Here is a 17,748-nt window from a genome sequence, read left to right as displayed (position 1 = left end):
ATGCTGGCTTATCCCCAGATCGACCCGGTGGCCCTGGCTATCGGTCCACTGAAAATCCACTGGTATGGCCTGATGTACCTCATCGGCATCGGTGGCGCCTGGTGGCTGGCTTCGCGCCGGCTGAAGGCCTTCGACCCCGCCTGGACCAAGGAGAAGCTCTCCGACCTGGTGTTCTGGGTCGCCCTGGGTGTGATCGCCGGTGGGCGCCTCGGCTACGTGCTGTTCTACGACCTGTCCGCCTACATCGCCAACCCGCTGCTGATTCTTGAAGTCTGGAAGGGCGGCATGTCGTTCCACGGCGGCCTGATCGGTGTGATGCTGGCGACCCTCTGGTTCGGCAAGCGCAACAACAAGAGCTTCTTCCAGCTGATGGATTTCATCGCGCCCCTGGTGCCCATCGGCCTGGGTGCCGGCCGTATTGGCAATTTCATCAACGCCGAGCTGTGGGGCAAAGCCACCGACCTGCCCTGGGCGATGATCTTCCCTACCGATCCGGCGCAGTTGCCGCGCCATCCGTCGCAGCTCTACCAGTTCGCCTTGGAAGGCGTGGCGCTGTTCGCCATCCTCTGGTTCTACTCGCGCAAACCCCGGCCGACCATGGCGGTTTCCGGCATGTTCGCGCTGTTCTACGGCATTTTCCGTTTCGCGGTGGAGTTCGTTCGCGTGCCTGATGCCCAGCTCGGTTACCTGGCCTTTGGCTGGCTGACCATGGGCCAGATCCTCTGCCTGCCCATGATCATCGGCGGCATTGCCATGATCGTCTGGGCCCACCGCCGCCAGGCCGCCCAAGGAGTCGTCTGATGAAACAGTATCTTGACCTGATGCGCCGCGTGCGTGAGACCGGCACCTTCAAGAGCGACCGCACCGGCACTGGCACCTACAGCGTGTTCGGCCACCAGATGCGCTTCGATCTGGCCGATGGTTTCCCTATGGTGACCACCAAGAAGTGCCACCTCAAATCCATCATCCATGAGTTGCTGTGGTTCCTTCAGGGCGACACCAACATCAAGTACCTGAAGGACAACGGCGTTTCCATCTGGGATGAATGGGCCGACGAAGAGGGCAATCTGGGACCGGTCTATGGCTACCAGTGGCGCTCCTGGCCGGCGCCTAACGGAGAGTCCATCGACCAGATCGCCAAGGTCGTTGAAATGATCAGGAAAAACCCGGACTCGCGCCGGCTGATCGTTTCTGCCTGGAACCCGGCACTGGTGGACGAGATGGCCCTGCCGCCCTGCCATGCGCTGTTCCAGTTCTACGTGGCCGACGGCAAGTTGAGCTGCCAGCTGTACCAGCGCTCGGCCGACATCTTCCTTGGCGTGCCGTTCAACATCGCCAGCTATGCGCTGCTGACCCTGATGGTGGCCCAGGTGTGCGACCTGGAGCCCGGCGAGTTCATCTGGACCGGTGGCGACTGCCACCTGTACGCCAACCACATCGAGCAGACCGACTTGCAGCTCACCCGCGAGCCGCTGCCGCTGCCGACGATGAAGCTCAACCCGGCCGTGAAGGACCTGTTCGCCTTCACGTTCGAGGATTTCGAGTTGGTGGGCTACCAGTCGCACCCGCACATCAAGGCGCCGGTCGCCGTCTGATCCGCTGTGCCGGGTGCTCCTTGCCCCGGCCATATCCAGCCAGGAGTCTCCATGAAAGCCCCCTTTGCGGCACTGCTCGCCGGCCTTGTCGGCGTATGGTCGAGCGTTTCCGCCTGGGCCGAGCCTGCCCAGGGCAGCTTCGTGGCCAGCCAGCGTTGCGAAGCCTTCCAGTCCATCCGCAAACAGACCAACCCGGACGACTTCAAGGTGCAGCCGGGCCAGCGTTACGAGGTGGTGGAGGTGAACAAGCGCGAGTACGACTGGCTGCGAATCCGCGTTCCGGGCAGTGACACGCCGTTGCGCTGGGTGTCTGCCGACTGCGGCTCGGCCGAAGGGCTTGCGTTCAATACCGGCAAGGCTGCCGCCTCCGGAGAGAGCGCTGGCGCCTGCAACGTGCCGGACCAGCACGACAGCTACGTGTTGGCCGCCACCTGGCAGCCGGGCTTTTGTGAACATGCCCGCTACAACGGCAAGAAGCCTGAGTGCGAAGGCCTGAATTCCGGTGAGCTGCAAATCTCCCACCTGACCCTGCATGGCCTTTGGCCCAACCGCCAGGCTTGCGGTAAGGACTACGGCCGCTGCGCCGGGCCAGAGATGAAGCTCAGCGGCGACACACTGGCCTACGTCCGTCCGTGGATGCCGAACTTCCGCTACGGCACCAGCTTCGGCCGTTACCAGTGGGACAAACACGGCATCTGCCAGACCCAGATGGACGACGACGCCTACTTCCGCCGCGCGGTGGACCTGGTGCGGCAGCTCGACCAGTCGGCGGCGGGCCAGTACATCGTCGCCAACATCGGTGGTGCCATTTCGAGGCGCGCCTTCTACGAACGCGTGGAACAGGACTTCGGCAGCCGCGATGCGCAGAACAACGTCCTGCTCATCTGCAGCGGCAAGTACCTGCAGGAAATTCGCGTCTCGCTGCCTCGTGAGCTGAAGCAGGCTGACAGCCTGGTCGGGGTGGTCGATGGCCAGTTCGCCGAGCGTCGCGCGCGTGACCGCAGCGAGTGCAGCGCCGACCGCATCCTGATCGAGGCTGGCGGCCGCTGACCGCCGGCCCGATTTCAGGGCCGCAAGCCTTCCGCCAGGGCAGCGACCCAACCCTGGCGCTCCGCCTGCTCCAGCTCTGCGCCAGGATTCAGCGACGACCATTCTGGATGGGCGCGTGCTTTGGCCAGCACGGCTGGCAGCTTGCCTTCTCGCCACTGTTTCTCTTCTGGCGTATCGATGTGCACGGCTTCGAACGCAGCGTGCCCCCGCGCATCCAGTGCTGCCAGAAGCTTGCGCTGACGAAGGGCGAGGAGACGCAGGATCGCGTCGTCCACCGTCAGCTCTCGCTGTCCCTTGATCTTGCCCAACAGGCGTTCGCCGTAATGGCCGAAGGTCTGCCAGGCGCCACCAGCCAGGGCGCCCAGCGCTGCCGCCGCACCGAGCGTGAGACCGCCCACCAGCAGGTCGACACCCGCGCCGGCCGCCGCACCAGCCGCCATGCCACCGCCCAGGCGCACGCCAAGCTGCTTGAGGGTTTCCGGGTTGAACAGGTCGTCACCCCAGCGTCCTCCCAGCAGAGGTAGTTCGCTGGCGGAGGCGTCATCCTGGCCAAAGGCGTAGAGCCGCAGCAGGGCCTCCACACAGCGTTGCTCGCGCTGGCGCACCTGCTGGCGCAGCGCCTCGGTAGCGGCCTGCAGGGCGGCGTCCTGCGCTGGCACGCTGCGCCGGCAGGCCGCCACGTCCAGCAGCAGCTCCGCGATCATCCGGCTGCCGGTCTCCAGGCGCAGGCGACGCTGTGCCTGATGGTCGTCCACCAGTCGCTGCAGCTGCGGGCGGGCTCGCTCCAGCAGCAGGGCCAGGCTGTCATAGAGCCGCTGCTCGCCATCCAGCGGCGGCGCCACACTGTCGAAGCGCACCAGGGCGTGCAGGCCGAGGCGGGCCAGGGCCTCACGCCAATCCGCTTCGCGGTGGCCTTGGACGGCGACGAAGTTCAGCACGGGTAACAAGGGGCGACCGCACATGGCGAGCACCGCCAGCTCATCGCGGTATTTGGCCAGCACCGGCTCGCGGGCATCGATCACATAGAGCCCGGCGTCGGAGGCCATCAGTTGCCGCAGCACCTTGGCCTCCTGTTCGAAGCGTTGGCGCGCCTCGCTGCCATCGAGGAAGCGGGCGAGTCGGGCGGGGCCATCCAGGCGCTCACCAGGGCGTTCCAAGCGCTCCAGGTGGTCCAGCAGGGCGATGGCGTCTTCCAGGCCGGGGGTGTCGTAGAGCTCCAGCAGCGGTTGGCCCTCCACCGACAGCCGCGCACCTTCCACATGGCGCGTGGTGCTGGGGCGATGGGATACCTCGCCAAACGCGCGGTCGCGCAGCAGCGTGCGCAGCAGCGAGGTCTTGCCCACGTTGGTATGGCCGACCACGGCCAACTTCAGCGGCTTAGTCATGCCCGGTCTCCAGCCAGTTCATCGGCGCCCCTTGGGTATGCGGCAGGGCCAGGTTATCGAGCGCCTGGTGCCAGTCCTCCAGGCGCTGGCTGTCGAGGGCTTCGCCGGATGGTGGGGGCAGCAGCCAGACCCGGGTTTGCCCGGCGCTGCGCGCCAGTTCACCGATCAGTGCCAGGGTGCCGCGGTCCGGCGACCGACGCGGGTCGCAGGCCACCGCCAGGCGCTCCGGCGGGAAGCGGCTGAGTTGGTCCAGCAGACGCTGGCGTTGCTCACGGCTGTCCAGCACGCCGGCATCGCCTACACCCTTGGGCAGGGCCGGCGGCCAGGGGCGGCGGTCATCCAGTTCGATGGCCACCAGCAGAGCGCCCTGGCTCGCGCCATTCAGGTTTCCCGCCCGAGGCTCCATCAGTTCGGCAGGCGCCGCATCGAAGACGCCCAGGCGCTCGCTGGCCGGCTGCAGGCGCTCGCGCAGCAAGCTGTAACCGGGCAGGCCGAGATCCAGATTCAGGCGCGCGCGCCCCTGCGTCCAGCGCCACAGGCAGAACAGCGCGAGCAGCAAGCGTGGCAGCAGGCCGTAGGTGAAGGTGACGCCCAGCAGCCAGCCCGACCAGGCCTGGCGTGCAGGCTCCGCGCCGACCACGCTGCTGCTCGCGCGGATGGTTTCGGCATCCGGCAGGCTGAATCCCAACAGGCCGGGCAGGGCGCCCAGCGCCTGGGTGAGGAAGACGAAGGTGTCGCTGCCGAGGATGGTGGTTTCCCAGACGAAACCGTAACGACGGGTGGCGAGCAGTAGCAGCAGGACCATCAGGGCGCTGCCCAGTGCCAGCAGCCAGGCGCCATGGACCAGCGCGCCCAGGCCCCAACGGGTCAGTCCCTGGCGCTGCAGCAGCAGGAGCAGGGCCGGGGCCAGGTGTGCGGCTTGTGCATCGCGAGCCAGCTTGCCGCTCGTCCAGAGCCAGAGACGGCCAAGCGCGCTGGCGCTGCTGCCGAGGCCGAAAGACAAGGCCCAGCCCAATAGCGTCAGTAGGTGCAGTCCGAGCAGGGTGCCCAGGGCCCAGAACAGGTTGACCGGACGTTGGCCGTCACCCAAGGCGGCAAAGGCCGCTCCGGTACCGCTGACCAGCGCTAGCACCACCAGCAGCAGGGCGGCGAGCCGGGCACCCTGGCGCCAATGCTGCAGCGCCTGTGCTTGACCGTCGCGCTGGGCCAGCCAGAGGGCGCGGGCCTGGATACGTTGTCCCAGGTCGCCGCCGGCGGCATTGGCGCAACGATTGGCTTCGGCATCTTCGAGTGGGCCGGCATGTTCTTCACGCAGGCGGATGGCCTCGGTCAGCCAGAGTTGATCGAGGCGGGAAAGGGAGGTGGAGGTAGGGCTGGTATCGCTCACGAAGGGCCTCTTGGCCAAGGGTGAGCCGTGAGGATAGCCGCTGCGGGCGCCCCCTTCATCAAGAGAAAGGCCGGCGCTGGGCGCCGGCCTTTCTGGTCAATGGCTGTGGGAGCTGGCCGCTACCTTCACTCTCGGTGTGGGTGGCGAGTCGTGGTGGTCATCCTGGCCGGTTACCTTGACCTCGTTGCCGTCGCAGTCATACAGCTTGCCGTCGCGGAAATAGTCACCCTCGTGCAGGGCGGCGATGTCCTGGTAGCGCAGAGTGCGCTCGCTGGCGGCGACGAACACCGACTGCTGGTCTGAATTGCCGGCTTTCAAGTGGTTGAAGATGAGGTTCAGTGCGATAGCCATGATGGCGGCCGAGCTGATGCCGGAGTGGAAGATGGTTTCGAACCAGGCCGGGAAGTGGTGGTAGAAGGTCGGCGCGGCAATCGGGATCATGCCGAAGCCGATCGAGGTGGCGACGATGATCAGGTTCATGTTGTTGCGGTAGTCCACCTGCGCCAGGGTGCGGATACCGGAGGCAGCCACGGTGCCGAACAGCACCACGCCCGCGCCACCCAGAACCGAGGTAGGCACGGCGGCGATCAGGCGGCCCATCACCGGCAGCAGGCCGAGGGTGACCAGGATCAGGCCCGCCGTGGCCACCACGTAGCGGCTCTTCACACCGGTTACGGCCACCAGGCCCACGTTCTGGGCGAAGGCGCTCTGGGTGAAGGAACCGAACAGCGGCGCCAGGGAGCTGGAGATCATGTCGGCGCGCAGGCCGTTGCCCAGTCGCTTGGAGTCGACCTTGGTACCGATGATTTCGCCGACGGCGAGGATGTCCGCCGAGGTTTCCACCAGGGTCACGATGATCACGATCAGCATCGACAGGATTGCCGCGATATGGAACTCCGGCATGCCGAAGTGCAGCGGCGTGGGCAGGGCTACCAGCGGGCCTTCGAGCACATTGGAGAAGTCCGCCATGCCGAAGAACACGGCCACCACGGTACCGATGACCATGGCCAGCAGGATCGACAGGCGCGAGATGCTCGAGCTGCCCAGCTTACTCAGCAGCAGCACGGTCGCCAGGGTGAAGGCGGCCAGGCTGACGTTGGCCATGCTGCCGAACTCCGGCGACTGGCTATTGCCGCCCATCGCCCAGCGTGCCGCGACAGGCATCAGGGTGAGGCCGATGGTGGTAATCACGATGCCGGTCACCAGCGGCGGGAAGAACTTGGTGATCCGCGAGAACACCGGGGTGATCAGCAGGCCGATCAGCGAGGCCGCGATCACGGCACCAAGGACGGCGGGGATGCCGCCGGCGCCGTCGCTGCCGATGATGGCGATCATGGTCGCTACGCCGGCGAAGGACACGCCTTGCACCAGGGGTAGCTGACAGCCGAATAAGGGCAGGCCGATGGTTTGTAGCAGGGTGGCCAGGCCACCGGCGAACAGGGAGGCAGCGATCAATAGGCCGATGTCTGCGGGCGACAGCCCGGCAGCCTGGCCGATGATCAGGGGTACCGCGACAATGCCGCCATACATGGTCAGCACATGCTGCAGACCGTAGGCGAAGTTGGCTCCAATGCCGAGGTTTTCGTCTTCCGGGCGTTGCACCGGAGACGGACTTGCGGATGGGACTGTCATGGTGGGCTCTCGGTTTTGTTATTGTGCTGGCAACTGTAGACAATTACTAAGCCTATTGACTAGTGCTTTGTATACAATTTTTTGTGCAGCCTTTTTCGCCTAACTCCTCGGTTTAGCGGTCTACTTCTGCGAAATATGGAAAACACGTTCCTGACCTTATGGTCAGTTTATCGCCTGTCGACGAATGGCGATGGTGGAGGGGCCGGACGGGAGTCGTGATATCCAATCGTGCAGCGGCCGGCGCCCATCCTCCGTTGGCTTTCTCTCGCAGGCGGCAGTCGGTATCCTCGCCGCCATGAACAAGACCCTGCCCCTCTGCCTGATCGCCGCCCTCGCACAGAACCGCGTGATCGGTCGTGATAACCAACTGCCCTGGCACTTGCCGGCGGACCTCAAGCACTTCAAGGCCATGACCCTCGGCAAGCCGATCATCATGGGCCGCAAGACCTGGGACTCCCTCGGCCGCCCACTGCCTGGCCGGCTCAATCTGGTGGTCAGCCGCCAGCGCGGACTGGTGCTGGAGGGAGCGGAAGTCTTCCCCAGCCTGGAAGCCGCAATCGAACGCGCTGCCGCCTGGGCGCGCGAGGAAGAGGCCGAGGAGCTGATGCTGATCGGCGGCGCCCAGCTGTACGCCGAGGGCTTGGCCCAGGCCGATCGCCTCTACCTGACCCGCGTGGAGCTGGCCCCGGAAGGCGATGCTCACTTCCCTGAAGTGTCGCAGCAGGACTGGCGCCTGGCTTCCAGCATCGAGCACGAGGCGACGACCGACACGCCCGCCTACGCCTTCGAGGTGTGGGAGAGGCGTTGAGTCAAGGCTGCCGGCAGGCTCAGTCCGTCTCGCCGCGCAGCAGGCGTAACAAGGCGTCTGCATCCATTCGGGCGCTCAGCTCACCGCCCTCCAGCAAGCTGTCCGCCAGCTCGCGCTTCTTCTGGTGCAGGGCAACGATCTGCTCTTCGATCGTGTTCTCGGTCACCAGGCGGTAGATGGTGACCGGCCGCTGCTGGCCCATGCGGTGGGCTCGGTCGCTGGCCTGGTCCTCGACGGCCGGGTTCCACCAGGGGTCGAGGTGGATCACATAGTCGGCCGCCGTCAGGTTTAATCCACTGCCACCGGCCTTGAGGCTGATGAGGAAGAGGTCCCCGTTGCCGGCCTGGAAGGCGTCGATGCGCTTCTGGCGCTCCTTGGTCGGTGTGGCGCCATCGAGGTACTGGTAGTGCATGCCTTTCTGTTCGAGCCAGGCGCGAACGATCTCCAGATGGTCGACGAATTGGCTGAACACCAGTGCCTTGTGACCATTCTCCAGCAGCTCGTCGGCGATTTCCGCGAAGGCTTGCAGCTTGCTCCCCGCTAGCGGGCTGCCGGGCACTGATAGCGAGGGATGGCAGCAGAAACGCCGCAGGCGGGTGATCTCTGCGAGCACCTGCAGGGGGCGACTGGCGTTCGAATCGAGCTGGCTGACGCTGTCCAGTGCCTGTTGGCGTAATGCCTCGTACAGGTGCGCCTCTTCTGTAGAGAGCGGCACCCGGTAGGTGATCTCGGTTCGGGGTGGAAGCTCGTCCAGTACCTGGCTCTTCAGGCGACGCAGGATGAAGGGTTGGATCAGGTTCCTGAGGGCCCTGCGTGCGGCTGCATCACCTTGTTCGATGGGGGTGGTGAAGCGCGCCGAGAAGCTTTCCTGGCTACCGAGAAGGCCCGGGTTGATGAAGCGGAACAGGTTCCAGAGTTCGCCCAGATGGTTTTCCAGCGGAGTGCCGGTGGCAACCATGCGGAAATCCGCCTGCAGGGCCATGGCCGCCTGGGAGCGCTTGGTCTGGGCGTTCTTGATCGCCTGTGCCTCATCGAGCACCGCGCTGGTCCAGTGGCGCGCGGTGAAGGCGTCGCTATCCTGCTGCAGCAAGCCGTAGCTGACGATCACCAGGTCCATGGGGCCGAGGTCCTCCAGGCTGCGCGTCTCGTGGTAGAGGCGTGCTCTGAGGGTGGGGGCGAAGCGGGTACATTCCGCCCGCCAGTTGAGGGTCACCGACGTGGGGGCGACGACCAGTTGGGGGCCTTGCGCCGCCCGCTCAAGCAGTAGCGCCAGGATCTGGATGGTCTTGCCGAGGCCCATGTCGTCCGCCAGACAGGCGCCGACGCCCCAATGCGCCAGGCGGGATAGCCAGCAGAAGCCTTCCTGCTGATAGTCGCGCAGCTGGGCTCGCAGGGTCTGCGGTACCTGCGGCTGGTGGCGGCGCATCGAAGCGAGGCGCTCCAGGTGCTCCTGCCAGCGTTTGTCGGCCTCGAAGGCGCCTGCCTCGTTGGCCAGGGTTTCCAGCAGCGGGGCGCTTAGTGTGCTGAGTTGCAGGCCACGGTCAGTGACTCGCTCGGCCAGTTGCCCCAAATCTTCCAGGTGCTTGCGCAGGTTGTCGCTCAAGGCCAGCCAGTCGCGGTCGTCAAGCCGGATGAAGCGCCCGGGCGAGGCCTTGAGCAGGTCCAGCAACTGCCGCAGTTGCAGCACCTTGCCATCATCCAGAGTGATCCCGCCCTGCAGCATGAACCAGTCCCCTTGCTGCTTCAGGCCCAGGCGCAATTGGCTCAGGCCGGGACGGGCCTTGATGCGCATGCGCTCACCTTCCGGCCACACGCACTGCAACCACTCGTCGTCCAGGGCCTGCAGCTCGCAGAGGACCTGCAAGGCGTCCTCGGGATGCTGCAGTTGCCATTCCCGACCATCGCTCTCGGCCCTGGCCAGCCCAGGGCAGGCGCTCAGTACACGCTCCAGCAGTTGGCGTTCTGCCGGCAAGTCGCGACAGACCTGCACAGCCTTGCCGTCGCGTTCACCGAGCAGGTTGCGACTCCCTTGGCCAGGGCGGAACCAGCCGCCTTCGGCCAGTGGCCGCACCAGCAGCTGCAGGCGCAGTCCGGTTTCCAGCGGCAGCAGATGGGCATACAGCCGCACATCCGCAGGCACCGTCTCCAGATGTGCGGCCAGTTCCGGGATCTCGGAGTGGATCGGCAACAACGGGGCGATCGCACCCATGGCCTCGATCAGCTGCGCTTTGGCCGATTGGGGCATGCTCAGGCCATCGCCAACGATAGCGGCGATCTGCCTCAGCTCCGGGCTGATCGGGTAGACGAGCACGCGGGTCGGGGTTTCCTTTTCGATCACCAGGTTGCTGTTGGCGACGAGGCTCTCAGGCGCAAGCCGCAGCTGGATGCACTCGCCTTCGACCTGAAGGTGCAGTCCGGGTTGTCCGGCCACCAGTTCGAGGCGTACATCGGGCCTGTCCATCCAGAACAGCGCTGGATGGCCCACCAGTGCCGGCAGGGCCAAATCTGTAGGCAGCTCGTAGCGGTCGCTGTAGTAGTTTGCGCAGACTTGGATCTTGCGAATGGCCTGGCGGTCCTGCTCATTGAGAAAGTCGATGGAATCGCCTTCCTCTGCCAGGCGTTGCAACGCGACGACCCGTCCTTTGCTCCACTGGCCCTTGGCGCTGAGCTTTTGCTCTCGGGGCTCGACGCGAGCCATGTAACGGTCCAGGTTGATGAGCCAGGCCAAGCGCGCACTTTTTGCCGGGGCAGCCTTGTCGCCGGATCTGGGCTTGAGTTGGCTCAGGGCCTGCAGCGCCTGCTGCCAGGCTTCCCGGCGTTCATGGAGCTTCAGCAGGGGGCGAAGGGCCGCGTCCTTGTGCACATGGCCAAGGGTGCGTGGCAGGCCGAACTGTGCTTCCAGCAATGCGTCGAACTCGGCGGCCAGCCACAGATAGCCGGCGTCACCGAGCGTCCTGCGATAGTCCTCAAGACGCTGGCGCCATGCGGGCGCGCGTGCTTCGGGTGCGTCTAGCCAGTACAGCCCCAGGGCCAGCATCAGGCTGTCAAACCCGTTGAGCTCCGTGGGAATGAAGAGCGTCGACTTCCGGTGCGAGTTGCCCTGGAGCCGTTCGAAGAGCTCCTGGAGGATCGGGTAGGCGCGGCCGTAATTATTCTTCACGCCCGTTGCCAGTGTTTGCTTGAGCGCGACCCTGTGTCCGGGCTCGTAGGCGCCGATCAGGGCCAGGCAGTAGAGGTGGTTGAGGACAGGAGGCAGGTCGAGTTTGCGCTGTCCGGACTGCTTGCGCACGCCGGCGAGCCATTCCCGGACGAGTTCCAGAGAGCGCTGGACGTTACCGTTCAGCAAGCTGCGGATGACCTCGCGGAACAGGTTGTATCCATGCGCGCCCAGGCTTTCCATGCGTTGCCAGTCGCCGCGCCAGAGCGCCTGCAGCAGGAGTTGCAGATGCAGTTCACCTTCCTCCTGCAGGTGCTGGATCGCCTCCAGCGCCCATTCGTAGGCAGGTTGCGTTGGCACGAGATGGACATTGCAGAGATCGAGGTAGTCTTCCAGCAGGAGCTCGCGGATCCACCCATCAAGACGGTCGAACAGCTGCTTGCCCCAATGATCCGCTCCCAGCTGGTGCATGGGGTGGATAGCCTGCAGTTGATTCAGGGGGAGTAGGCGGGACAGCAGCTGAAACGAATTCAGCATCGCACTGGCATCCCCGCTGAGCAGGTTCAGCCAGAGCTCCTGTTGTGCCTGGTTCTTGCTGGGAACTTGCCAGGTGTCGCGGCTAGGCAGGCTTGCTTTCAGCGTGGCCAGCCAGCTCGTCGCATGGGGGGATTGCATGAGGTGCAGCAGGACGCGGTTGCGCTGCTCTTGCGCCAGATTATTGAAGCGACCCCGGGGAAGCTCTTCGTGGTAGATCCAGCCCAGTTGCTCAAGGGGGTCCAGCAGGTCCGGCATGTGTTCACTGGAAATTGGCCAGCCGCCAGTAGTCGTCACATTGCGCATCTGCAGCAGTTTGAGCAGAGCGGTCTTGCCTTTGCCGCCGAAGGCTGTGGCCAGCGCATAGAGGAGTGCCTGACCGGAGTGCGGTAGGGAGTCGATGTCCAGCATGGGGGTGTTCATGAGCAACCTGAAGCCTGAGCCCGGCGGGCATGGTCAGGCAGTTTGGCGCGGATTTCAACGGACAGGGGTGGCCTTTCCAGGCGACGCGCCGATGTGAGCGCTCAGGGCACGAGCTCCAGTAGCTCTGCTTTCACCCCCCGCGCCTGTATATGGAGAAACCCCACCGATACCGGCAGCTTGAAGCGTCGCGGCCCGGCACTGCCGGGGTTGATGTGCAGCAGTCCATCGCGCTCGACGATCAGTGGCTTGTGGGAGTGCCCGGTGACTACGACCTTGAAGCCGCGTTCGGCGAGATCGACAGGGATGTCCGCCTGGTCGTGCACCAGGTAGATGCCCACGCCCCCCAGGCGCAGCTCTTCCGCGTCGCGAATGCCGTCCGCCCAGGCGTCGCGGTCGTTGTTGCCGCGCACGGCGGTCAGCGGTGCCAGTTGGGCGAGGGATTCGAGGATCTCGGGTTTGCCGATGTCACCGGCGTGGAGAATGCCGTCGCAGCCGGCAAGCGCCGCGAGGGCCTGGGGACGGAGGAGGCCGTGAGTGTCGGAGATCAGGCCGATTCGAAGGACGGTCATGAAGTGTGCCCTGCCAGGAGACAGGGCACATTCTGCCACTTAGCGGGGCTGCGCCGGGGTATCCGGCAGGAACCAGTTCAGCAGCAGGGCACAGAGGCCGCCCGTGGCCACGCCGGACTCGAGGATGTTGCGCAACGCCGCTGGCATGTGCGCAAGGAACTCCGGCACTTGGGACACGCCCAGCCCCAGGGCCAGGGACACGGCGATGATCAGCAGCGCACGGCGGTCCAGGGTGGTGCCGGCGAGAATGTTGATGCCCGAGGCGGCCACGGCACCGAACATCACCATGGCGGCGCCGCCGAGCACCGGCTCGGGAATGGCCTGGAGTACGCCGGCTACCGCCGGGAACAGGCCGAGCAGCACCAGCATCAGGGCGATCCACAGTCCGATGTGGCGGCTGGCGATGCCGGTCAGCTGAATAACGCCGTTGTTCTGCGCGAACACCGAGCTGGGGAAGGTGTTGAACAGGCCGGCCAGCAGCGAATTGGCGCCGTTCACCAGTACACCGCCCTTGATCCGCTGCATCCACAGCGGGCCTTCTACCGGCTGGCGCGAGACCTTGCTGGTGGCGGTGACGTCACCGATGGCTTCCAGTGAGGTCACCAGGTAGATCACCAGCATTGGCACGAGCAGCGACCAGGAGAAGCCCAGGCCGAAATGCAACGGTACCGGGACCTGAACCAACGGCGCGTCATGCAGTCCGCTGAAGTCAAGCCGGCCAAGCCAGGCGGCCAGGGCATAGCCTGCGAGCAGGGCGATGACGATGGCGCAGCTGCGCATCCACACCAGTGGGATGCGGTTGAGCAGCAGGATCACTCCCAGCACGGTGCCGGACAACAGCAGGTTCTCGCCATTGGCGAAGGTGCCGTTGGCCATGGCGCCGAAGCCACCGCCCATGCTGATCAGGCCCACCTTGATCAGGGTCAGGCCGATCATCAGCACCACGATGCCGGTCACCAGCGGGTTGATCAGTCGCTTGACGAAGGGCAGCACGCGGGAAATACCCATCTCGACGAAGGCCCCGGCCATCACGACGCCGAAGATGGCAGCCATCACCGCTTCCACCGGGGTGCCTTGCTTGACCATCAGGGCGCCACCGGCAATCAGCGGGCCAACGAAATTGAAGCTGGTGCCCTGGACGATGAGCAAACCGGCCCCGAACGGGCCGAAGCGCTTGCACTGCACGAAGGTGGCGATGCCGGAGACCACAAGGGACATGGAGACGATCAGGTTGGTATCCCGCGCCGACTCGCCGAGCGCCTGGCAGATCAGCAGGCCGGGCGTGACGATGGGAACGATGATGGCCAGCAGGTGCTGCAACGCCGCCAGCAGGGCAGCCAGCGGACGCGGCTTGTCTTCCAGACCGTAGAGCAGCTCGTTGCGAGCTTCGGTGATGGGGGGCTTTTCCAGTGAAGTCATGGCGATCGACCGCAAAAAAAGCGGCGATTCTACCCGAATGGTCAGGTTTGGTGAGGGAGGCTGGGTCTTGTGGGGGGAATTCATTGGCTAAGTCTGCATGACGTGTTTCAAGCAGATGCATTGGCCGTAGGAGCTGGCTTGCCAGCGAATGGCCCCGTTTCGCTGGCAAGCCAGCTCCTGCAGGGTTCTTGGCCCGATGGTAAATCTCTCGCAACAGCTAACGCCCATTGGCGATTGAAAGCGTCCCCACGAAAAGCAGAAAGCCCGGCACAAGACCGGGCTTTCCGTGTATCGCGAACGATCAGTCGTCGAGCATCGCCTTGTCACGCACCGCGCCCTTGTCGGCGCTGGTGGCGAGCAGGGCGTAGGCCTTGAGGGCGGTGGTTACCTTGCGCGCGCGCGGGGCGGCGGGTTTCCAGCCTTTCTTGTCCTGCTCGGCGCGGCGAGTCGCCAGCTCTTCATCGGACACCAGCAGGTTGATGCTGCGGTTGGGGATGTCGATCAGCACCTTGTCGCCGTCCCGCACCAGGCCGATGGCGCCGCCTGCGGCGGCTTCCGGAGAGGCGTGGCCGATGGACAGGCCCGAGGTGCCGCCGGAGAAGCGGCCGTCGGTGAGCAGGGCGCATTGCTTGCCCAGGCCCTTGGACTTCAGGTAGCTGGTCGGGTACAGCATTTCCTGCATGCCCGGGCCACCTTTCGGGCCTTCGTAGCGGATGATCACGATGTCGCCGGCCTTCACTTCGTCGGCGAGGATGCCTTTCACGGCGCTGTCCTGGCTTTCGAAGATCTTCGCGGTGCCTTCGAAGACATGGATGGACTCATCCACGCCAGCGGTCTTCACCACGCAGCCATCGAGGGCGATGTTGCCGTACAGGACCGCCAGGCCACCTTCCTGGGAGTAGGCGTGCTCGACGCTGCGGATGCAGCCTTCGGCGCGATCGTCATCCAGGGTGTCCCAGCGGGTGGACTGGCTGAATGCGACCTGGGTCGGGATGCCGGCCGGGCCTGCCTTGAAGAAGGTATGCACGGCTTCGTCGCGGGTCTGGGTGATGTCCCACTGGGCGATGGCGTCGGCCATGCTCGGGCTGTGCACGGTGGCCACCTCGGTGTGCAGCAGGCCGCCACGGGCCAGCTCGCCGAGGATGGAGAAAATGCCGCCGGCGCGGTGCACGTCTTCCATGTGGTACTTCTGGATGTTCGGCGCCACCTTGCACAGCTGCGGCACCTTGCGCGACAGGCGATCAATATCGCGCAGGTCGAAGGCGACTTCGCCCTCCTGGGCGGCGGCCAGCAGGTGCAGGATGGTGTTGGTGGAGCCGCCCATGGCGATGTCCAGGGTCATGGCGTTCTCGAACGCCTTGAAGTTGGCGATGTTGCGCGGCAGCACGCTGTCGTCGCCTTCGCCGTAGTAGCGCTGGCACAGCTCGACGGCCAGGCGTCCGGCGCGCAGGAACAGCTGCTCACGGTCGGCATGGGTGGCCAGGGTGGAGCCGTTGCCCGGCAGCGACAGGCCGAGGGCTTCGGTCAGGCAGTTCATCGAGTTGGCGGTGAACATGCCGGAGCAGGAGCCGCAGGTCGGGCAGGCGCTGCGTTCGTACTCGGCGACCTTTTCGTCGGAGCAGGAGTCGTCGGCGGCCACCACCATGGCGTCGACCAGGTCCAGGCCGTGGTTGGCCAGCTTGGTCTTGCCGGCTTCCATCGGGCCGCCGGAGACGAAGACCACCGGGATGTTCAGGCGCAGGGCGGCCATCAGCATGCCGGGGGTGATCTTGTCGCAGTTGGAGATGCAGACGATGGCGTCGGCGCAGTGGGCGTTGACCATGTATTCCACGGAGTCAGCGATGATCTCCCGGCTCGGCAGCGAATAGAGCATGCCGTCGTGGCCCATGGCGATACCGTCGTCCACGGCGATGGTGTTGAATTCCTTGGCCACGCCGCCGTGCTTTTCGATCTCGCGGGCGACCAGCTGGCCCAGGTCCTTCAGGTGCACGTGGCCGGGCACGAACTGGGTGAAGGAGTTGGCGATGGCGATGATCGGTTTCTTGAAGTCCTCGTCCTTCATCCCGGTGGCGCGCCACAGGGCACGGGCGCCGGCCATGTTGCGGCCGTGGGTAGAGGTTTTCGAGCGGTAATCAGGCATGAGGGGTTCCTGCGGCTAATCAGGTATCGGTAAGAGTCTCATCGTGAGCGCGGAACGTACCGGATGCAAACGGCAGATGGCCATTCGGTCGGTGGTGGCCGGAAGGCGGGGCGGGGTCACCGCTCGCTCGGCCGGGGCTCACTGGCCCGCCGGAGGATGGTTGGCGAGGAATCGCCCGATTCTACGCCGGGCCCGGCCGGCAGGGAAAGGCTGGCGGTCGGGCCGGCGCAGCGGCCGGCCCGAATGCCGAGCGGAGGTGCTTAGCTGTTGGGCAGCAGGCGGCAGGTCAGGCTCTTGATGTAGCGGGTCTCGACGATGGCCGGGTGCACCGGATGGTCCGGGCCCTGGCCGCCGCGCTCCAGCAGTTGGATGTTGCGGTCCAGGTGGCGGGCGCTGTTGAGGAGGATGTTCTGCAGATCGTCTTCCGGCAGGTGCATGGAGCAGGAGGCGCTGACCAGGATGCCGTCCTTGTTCAGGAGGCGCATGGCCTGCTCGTTGAGGCGGCGGTAGGCGGCCTCGCCGTTCTTCAGGTCTTTCTTGCGCTTGATGAAGGCCGGCGGGTCGGCGACCACGACGTCGAAACGCTCCTCGGCGGCTTTGAGTTCTTTGAGGGCTTCGAAGACATCGCCTTCCACGCAGGTGACCTGCTCGGCCACGCCGTTGAGGGTGGCATTGCGCTCCACGCCATCGAGGGCGAAGCCGGAAGCGTCGACACAGAACACTTCGCTAGCGCCGAAGGCCGCAGCCTGCACGCCCCAGCCGCCGATGTAGCTGAACAGGTCGAGCACACGCTTGCCCTTCACGTAGGGCGCCAGGCGGGCGCGGTTCATGCGGTGGTCGTAGAACCAGCCGGTCTTCTGGCCTTCCATTACCGGGGCCTCGAACTTCACGCCGTTCTCTTCGAGGGCAACCCACTCCGGCACCACGCCGAAGGCGGTGTCGACGTAACGCTCCAGGCCTTCGGCTTCACGGGCGCTGGAATCGTTCTTCCAGAGCACGCCGCGGGGCTTGAGGACCTGCACCAGGGCGTCGAGTACGGCGTCCTTGTTCCGCTCCATGGCGGCGGAGGCGAGTTGCACCACCAGGTGATCGCCGAAGCGGTCCACCACCAGGCCGGGGAGCAGATCGGAGTCGCCATAGACCAGGCGATAGAAGGGCTTGTCGAAGAGGCGCTCGCGCAGGCTCAGGGCGACATTGATGCGGTGCACCAGCAGGGACTTGTCCAGGGTGTGCTTGGTATCGCGGGACACCAGGCGCGCGCAGATCAGGTTGTTCGGTGAGAGCGCGACCACGCCCAGCGGCTTGCCGCCAGCGGCTTCGAGGATGGCCTGATCGCCTGGCTGGAAGAGGTTCAGCGGGGTGGCGACCACGTCCACTTCGTTGCTGTAGACCCACAGGTGGCCGGCGCGCAGGCGTCGATCGGCGTTGGCTTTGAGGCGCAGGCTGGGCAGGGACATGTGTCGCTCTCCGGAAAAAAGGCGAGGATTATACCCTAGCCCGCATGTGCTCCGGGGTCCGCCCGGCGGCGCTTCGGGGCACTTGGCACGATGGTCGGAAAATCGCTGGAAATCCCGCGCAACCGGCTGGTGCAACCGGGTAGACTGTCGACTCGGTCAACCTTCACTCTCATCCCCCATGGCTCAAGAACT

Annotated in this window: 12 protein-coding genes; 4 read left to right on the top strand and 8 right to left on the bottom strand. The window is 65.4% G+C overall.

Going from position 1 to position 17,748, the window contains the following annotated elements:
* From lgt to E8F20_RS00565, 3 genes are read left to right on the top strand one after another with little or no spacing between them, the layout of a single operon-like run.
* Positions 1–801, top strand: a complete 801-nt coding sequence (lgt, locus tag E8F20_RS00575; protein WP_280281964.1) for a prolipoprotein diacylglyceryl transferase — start codon at positions 1–3, stop codon at positions 799–801.
* Positions 801–1,595, top strand: a complete 795-nt coding sequence (locus E8F20_RS00570; protein WP_280281963.1) for a thymidylate synthase — start codon at positions 801–803, stop codon at positions 1,593–1,595. Before lgt ends, E8F20_RS00570 begins: the two co-directional genes overlap by 1 nt.
* 51 nt (positions 1,596–1,646) lie before the next feature.
* Positions 1,647–2,645, top strand: coding sequence for a ribonuclease T(2) (locus E8F20_RS00565; protein ID WP_280281962.1), 999 nt, complete (start codon positions 1,647–1,649; stop codon positions 2,643–2,645).
* 14 nt (positions 2,646–2,659) lie between these two features.
* Here E8F20_RS00565 and E8F20_RS00560 read toward each other — a convergent pair whose 3' ends face one another.
* The 3 genes from E8F20_RS00560 to E8F20_RS00550 form a co-directional block, all read right to left on the bottom strand.
* Positions 2,660–4,030 (bottom strand): GTPase/DUF3482 domain-containing protein, encoded by a 1,371-nt coding sequence (locus E8F20_RS00560; protein ID WP_280281961.1) that lies wholly within the window; start codon positions 4,028–4,030, stop codon positions 2,660–2,662.
* On the bottom strand, positions 4,023–5,417 hold the full coding sequence (locus E8F20_RS00555; protein ID WP_280281960.1) for a DUF2868 domain-containing protein: 1,395 nt from the start codon (positions 5,415–5,417) through the stop codon (positions 4,023–4,025). Before E8F20_RS00555 ends, E8F20_RS00560 begins: the two co-directional genes overlap by 8 nt.
* Before the next feature lie 96 nt (positions 5,418–5,513).
* Positions 5,514–7,049, bottom strand: a complete 1,536-nt coding sequence (locus tag E8F20_RS00550; protein WP_280281959.1) for a nucleobase:cation symporter-2 family protein — start codon at positions 7,047–7,049, stop codon at positions 5,514–5,516.
* Positions 7,050–7,344: 295 nt separating this feature from the next.
* Here E8F20_RS00550 and E8F20_RS00545 point away from each other — a divergent pair, with 295 nt between their 5' ends.
* Entirely contained in the window at positions 7,345–7,857 is a 513-nt protein-coding gene (locus E8F20_RS00545) for a dihydrofolate reductase (RefSeq protein ID WP_280281958.1), read from the top strand.
* Positions 7,858–7,876: 19 nt separating this feature from the next.
* On the opposite strand, the gene E8F20_RS00540 is transcribed toward E8F20_RS00545, so the two are convergent.
* From E8F20_RS00540 to E8F20_RS00520, 5 genes are all read right to left on the bottom strand, one after another.
* Positions 7,877–11,971 (bottom strand): DEAD/DEAH box helicase, encoded by a 4,095-nt coding sequence (locus E8F20_RS00540; protein WP_280281957.1) that lies wholly within the window; start codon positions 11,969–11,971, stop codon positions 7,877–7,879.
* Positions 11,972–12,072: 101 nt separating this feature from the next.
* Positions 12,073–12,540: a metallophosphoesterase family protein gene (locus E8F20_RS00535; RefSeq protein ID WP_280281956.1), complete on the bottom strand. Its 468-nt coding sequence runs from the start codon at positions 12,538–12,540 to the stop codon at positions 12,073–12,075.
* Positions 12,541–12,579: 39 nt separating this feature from the next.
* A complete protein-coding gene (locus tag E8F20_RS00530; protein WP_280281955.1) occupies positions 12,580–13,959 on the bottom strand; it encodes a nucleobase:cation symporter-2 family protein in 1,380 nt (459 codons plus the stop codon).
* 301 nt (positions 13,960–14,260) lie between these two features.
* Positions 14,261–16,099 carry a dihydroxy-acid dehydratase gene (ilvD, locus tag E8F20_RS00525; RefSeq protein ID WP_280281954.1) on the bottom strand — a complete coding sequence of 613 codons (1,839 nt, stop codon included), beginning with the start codon at positions 16,097–16,099 and terminating at the stop codon, positions 14,261–14,263.
* A 260-nt stretch (positions 16,100–16,359) separates the two neighbouring features.
* Positions 16,360–17,556 (bottom strand): class I SAM-dependent rRNA methyltransferase, encoded by a 1,197-nt coding sequence (locus E8F20_RS00520; RefSeq protein WP_280281953.1) that lies wholly within the window; start codon positions 17,554–17,556, stop codon positions 16,360–16,362.
* Positions 17,557–17,748 lie beyond the last annotated feature (192 nt).

This window comes from Pseudomonas sp. BN415, from assembly GCF_029871195.1.
Lineage (GTDB): Bacteria > Pseudomonadota > Gammaproteobacteria > Pseudomonadales > Pseudomonadaceae > Metapseudomonas > Metapseudomonas resinovorans.
The sequence above is the reverse complement of the archived record's forward strand: the minus strand, read 5'-3'. Positions and strand labels throughout refer to the sequence as shown.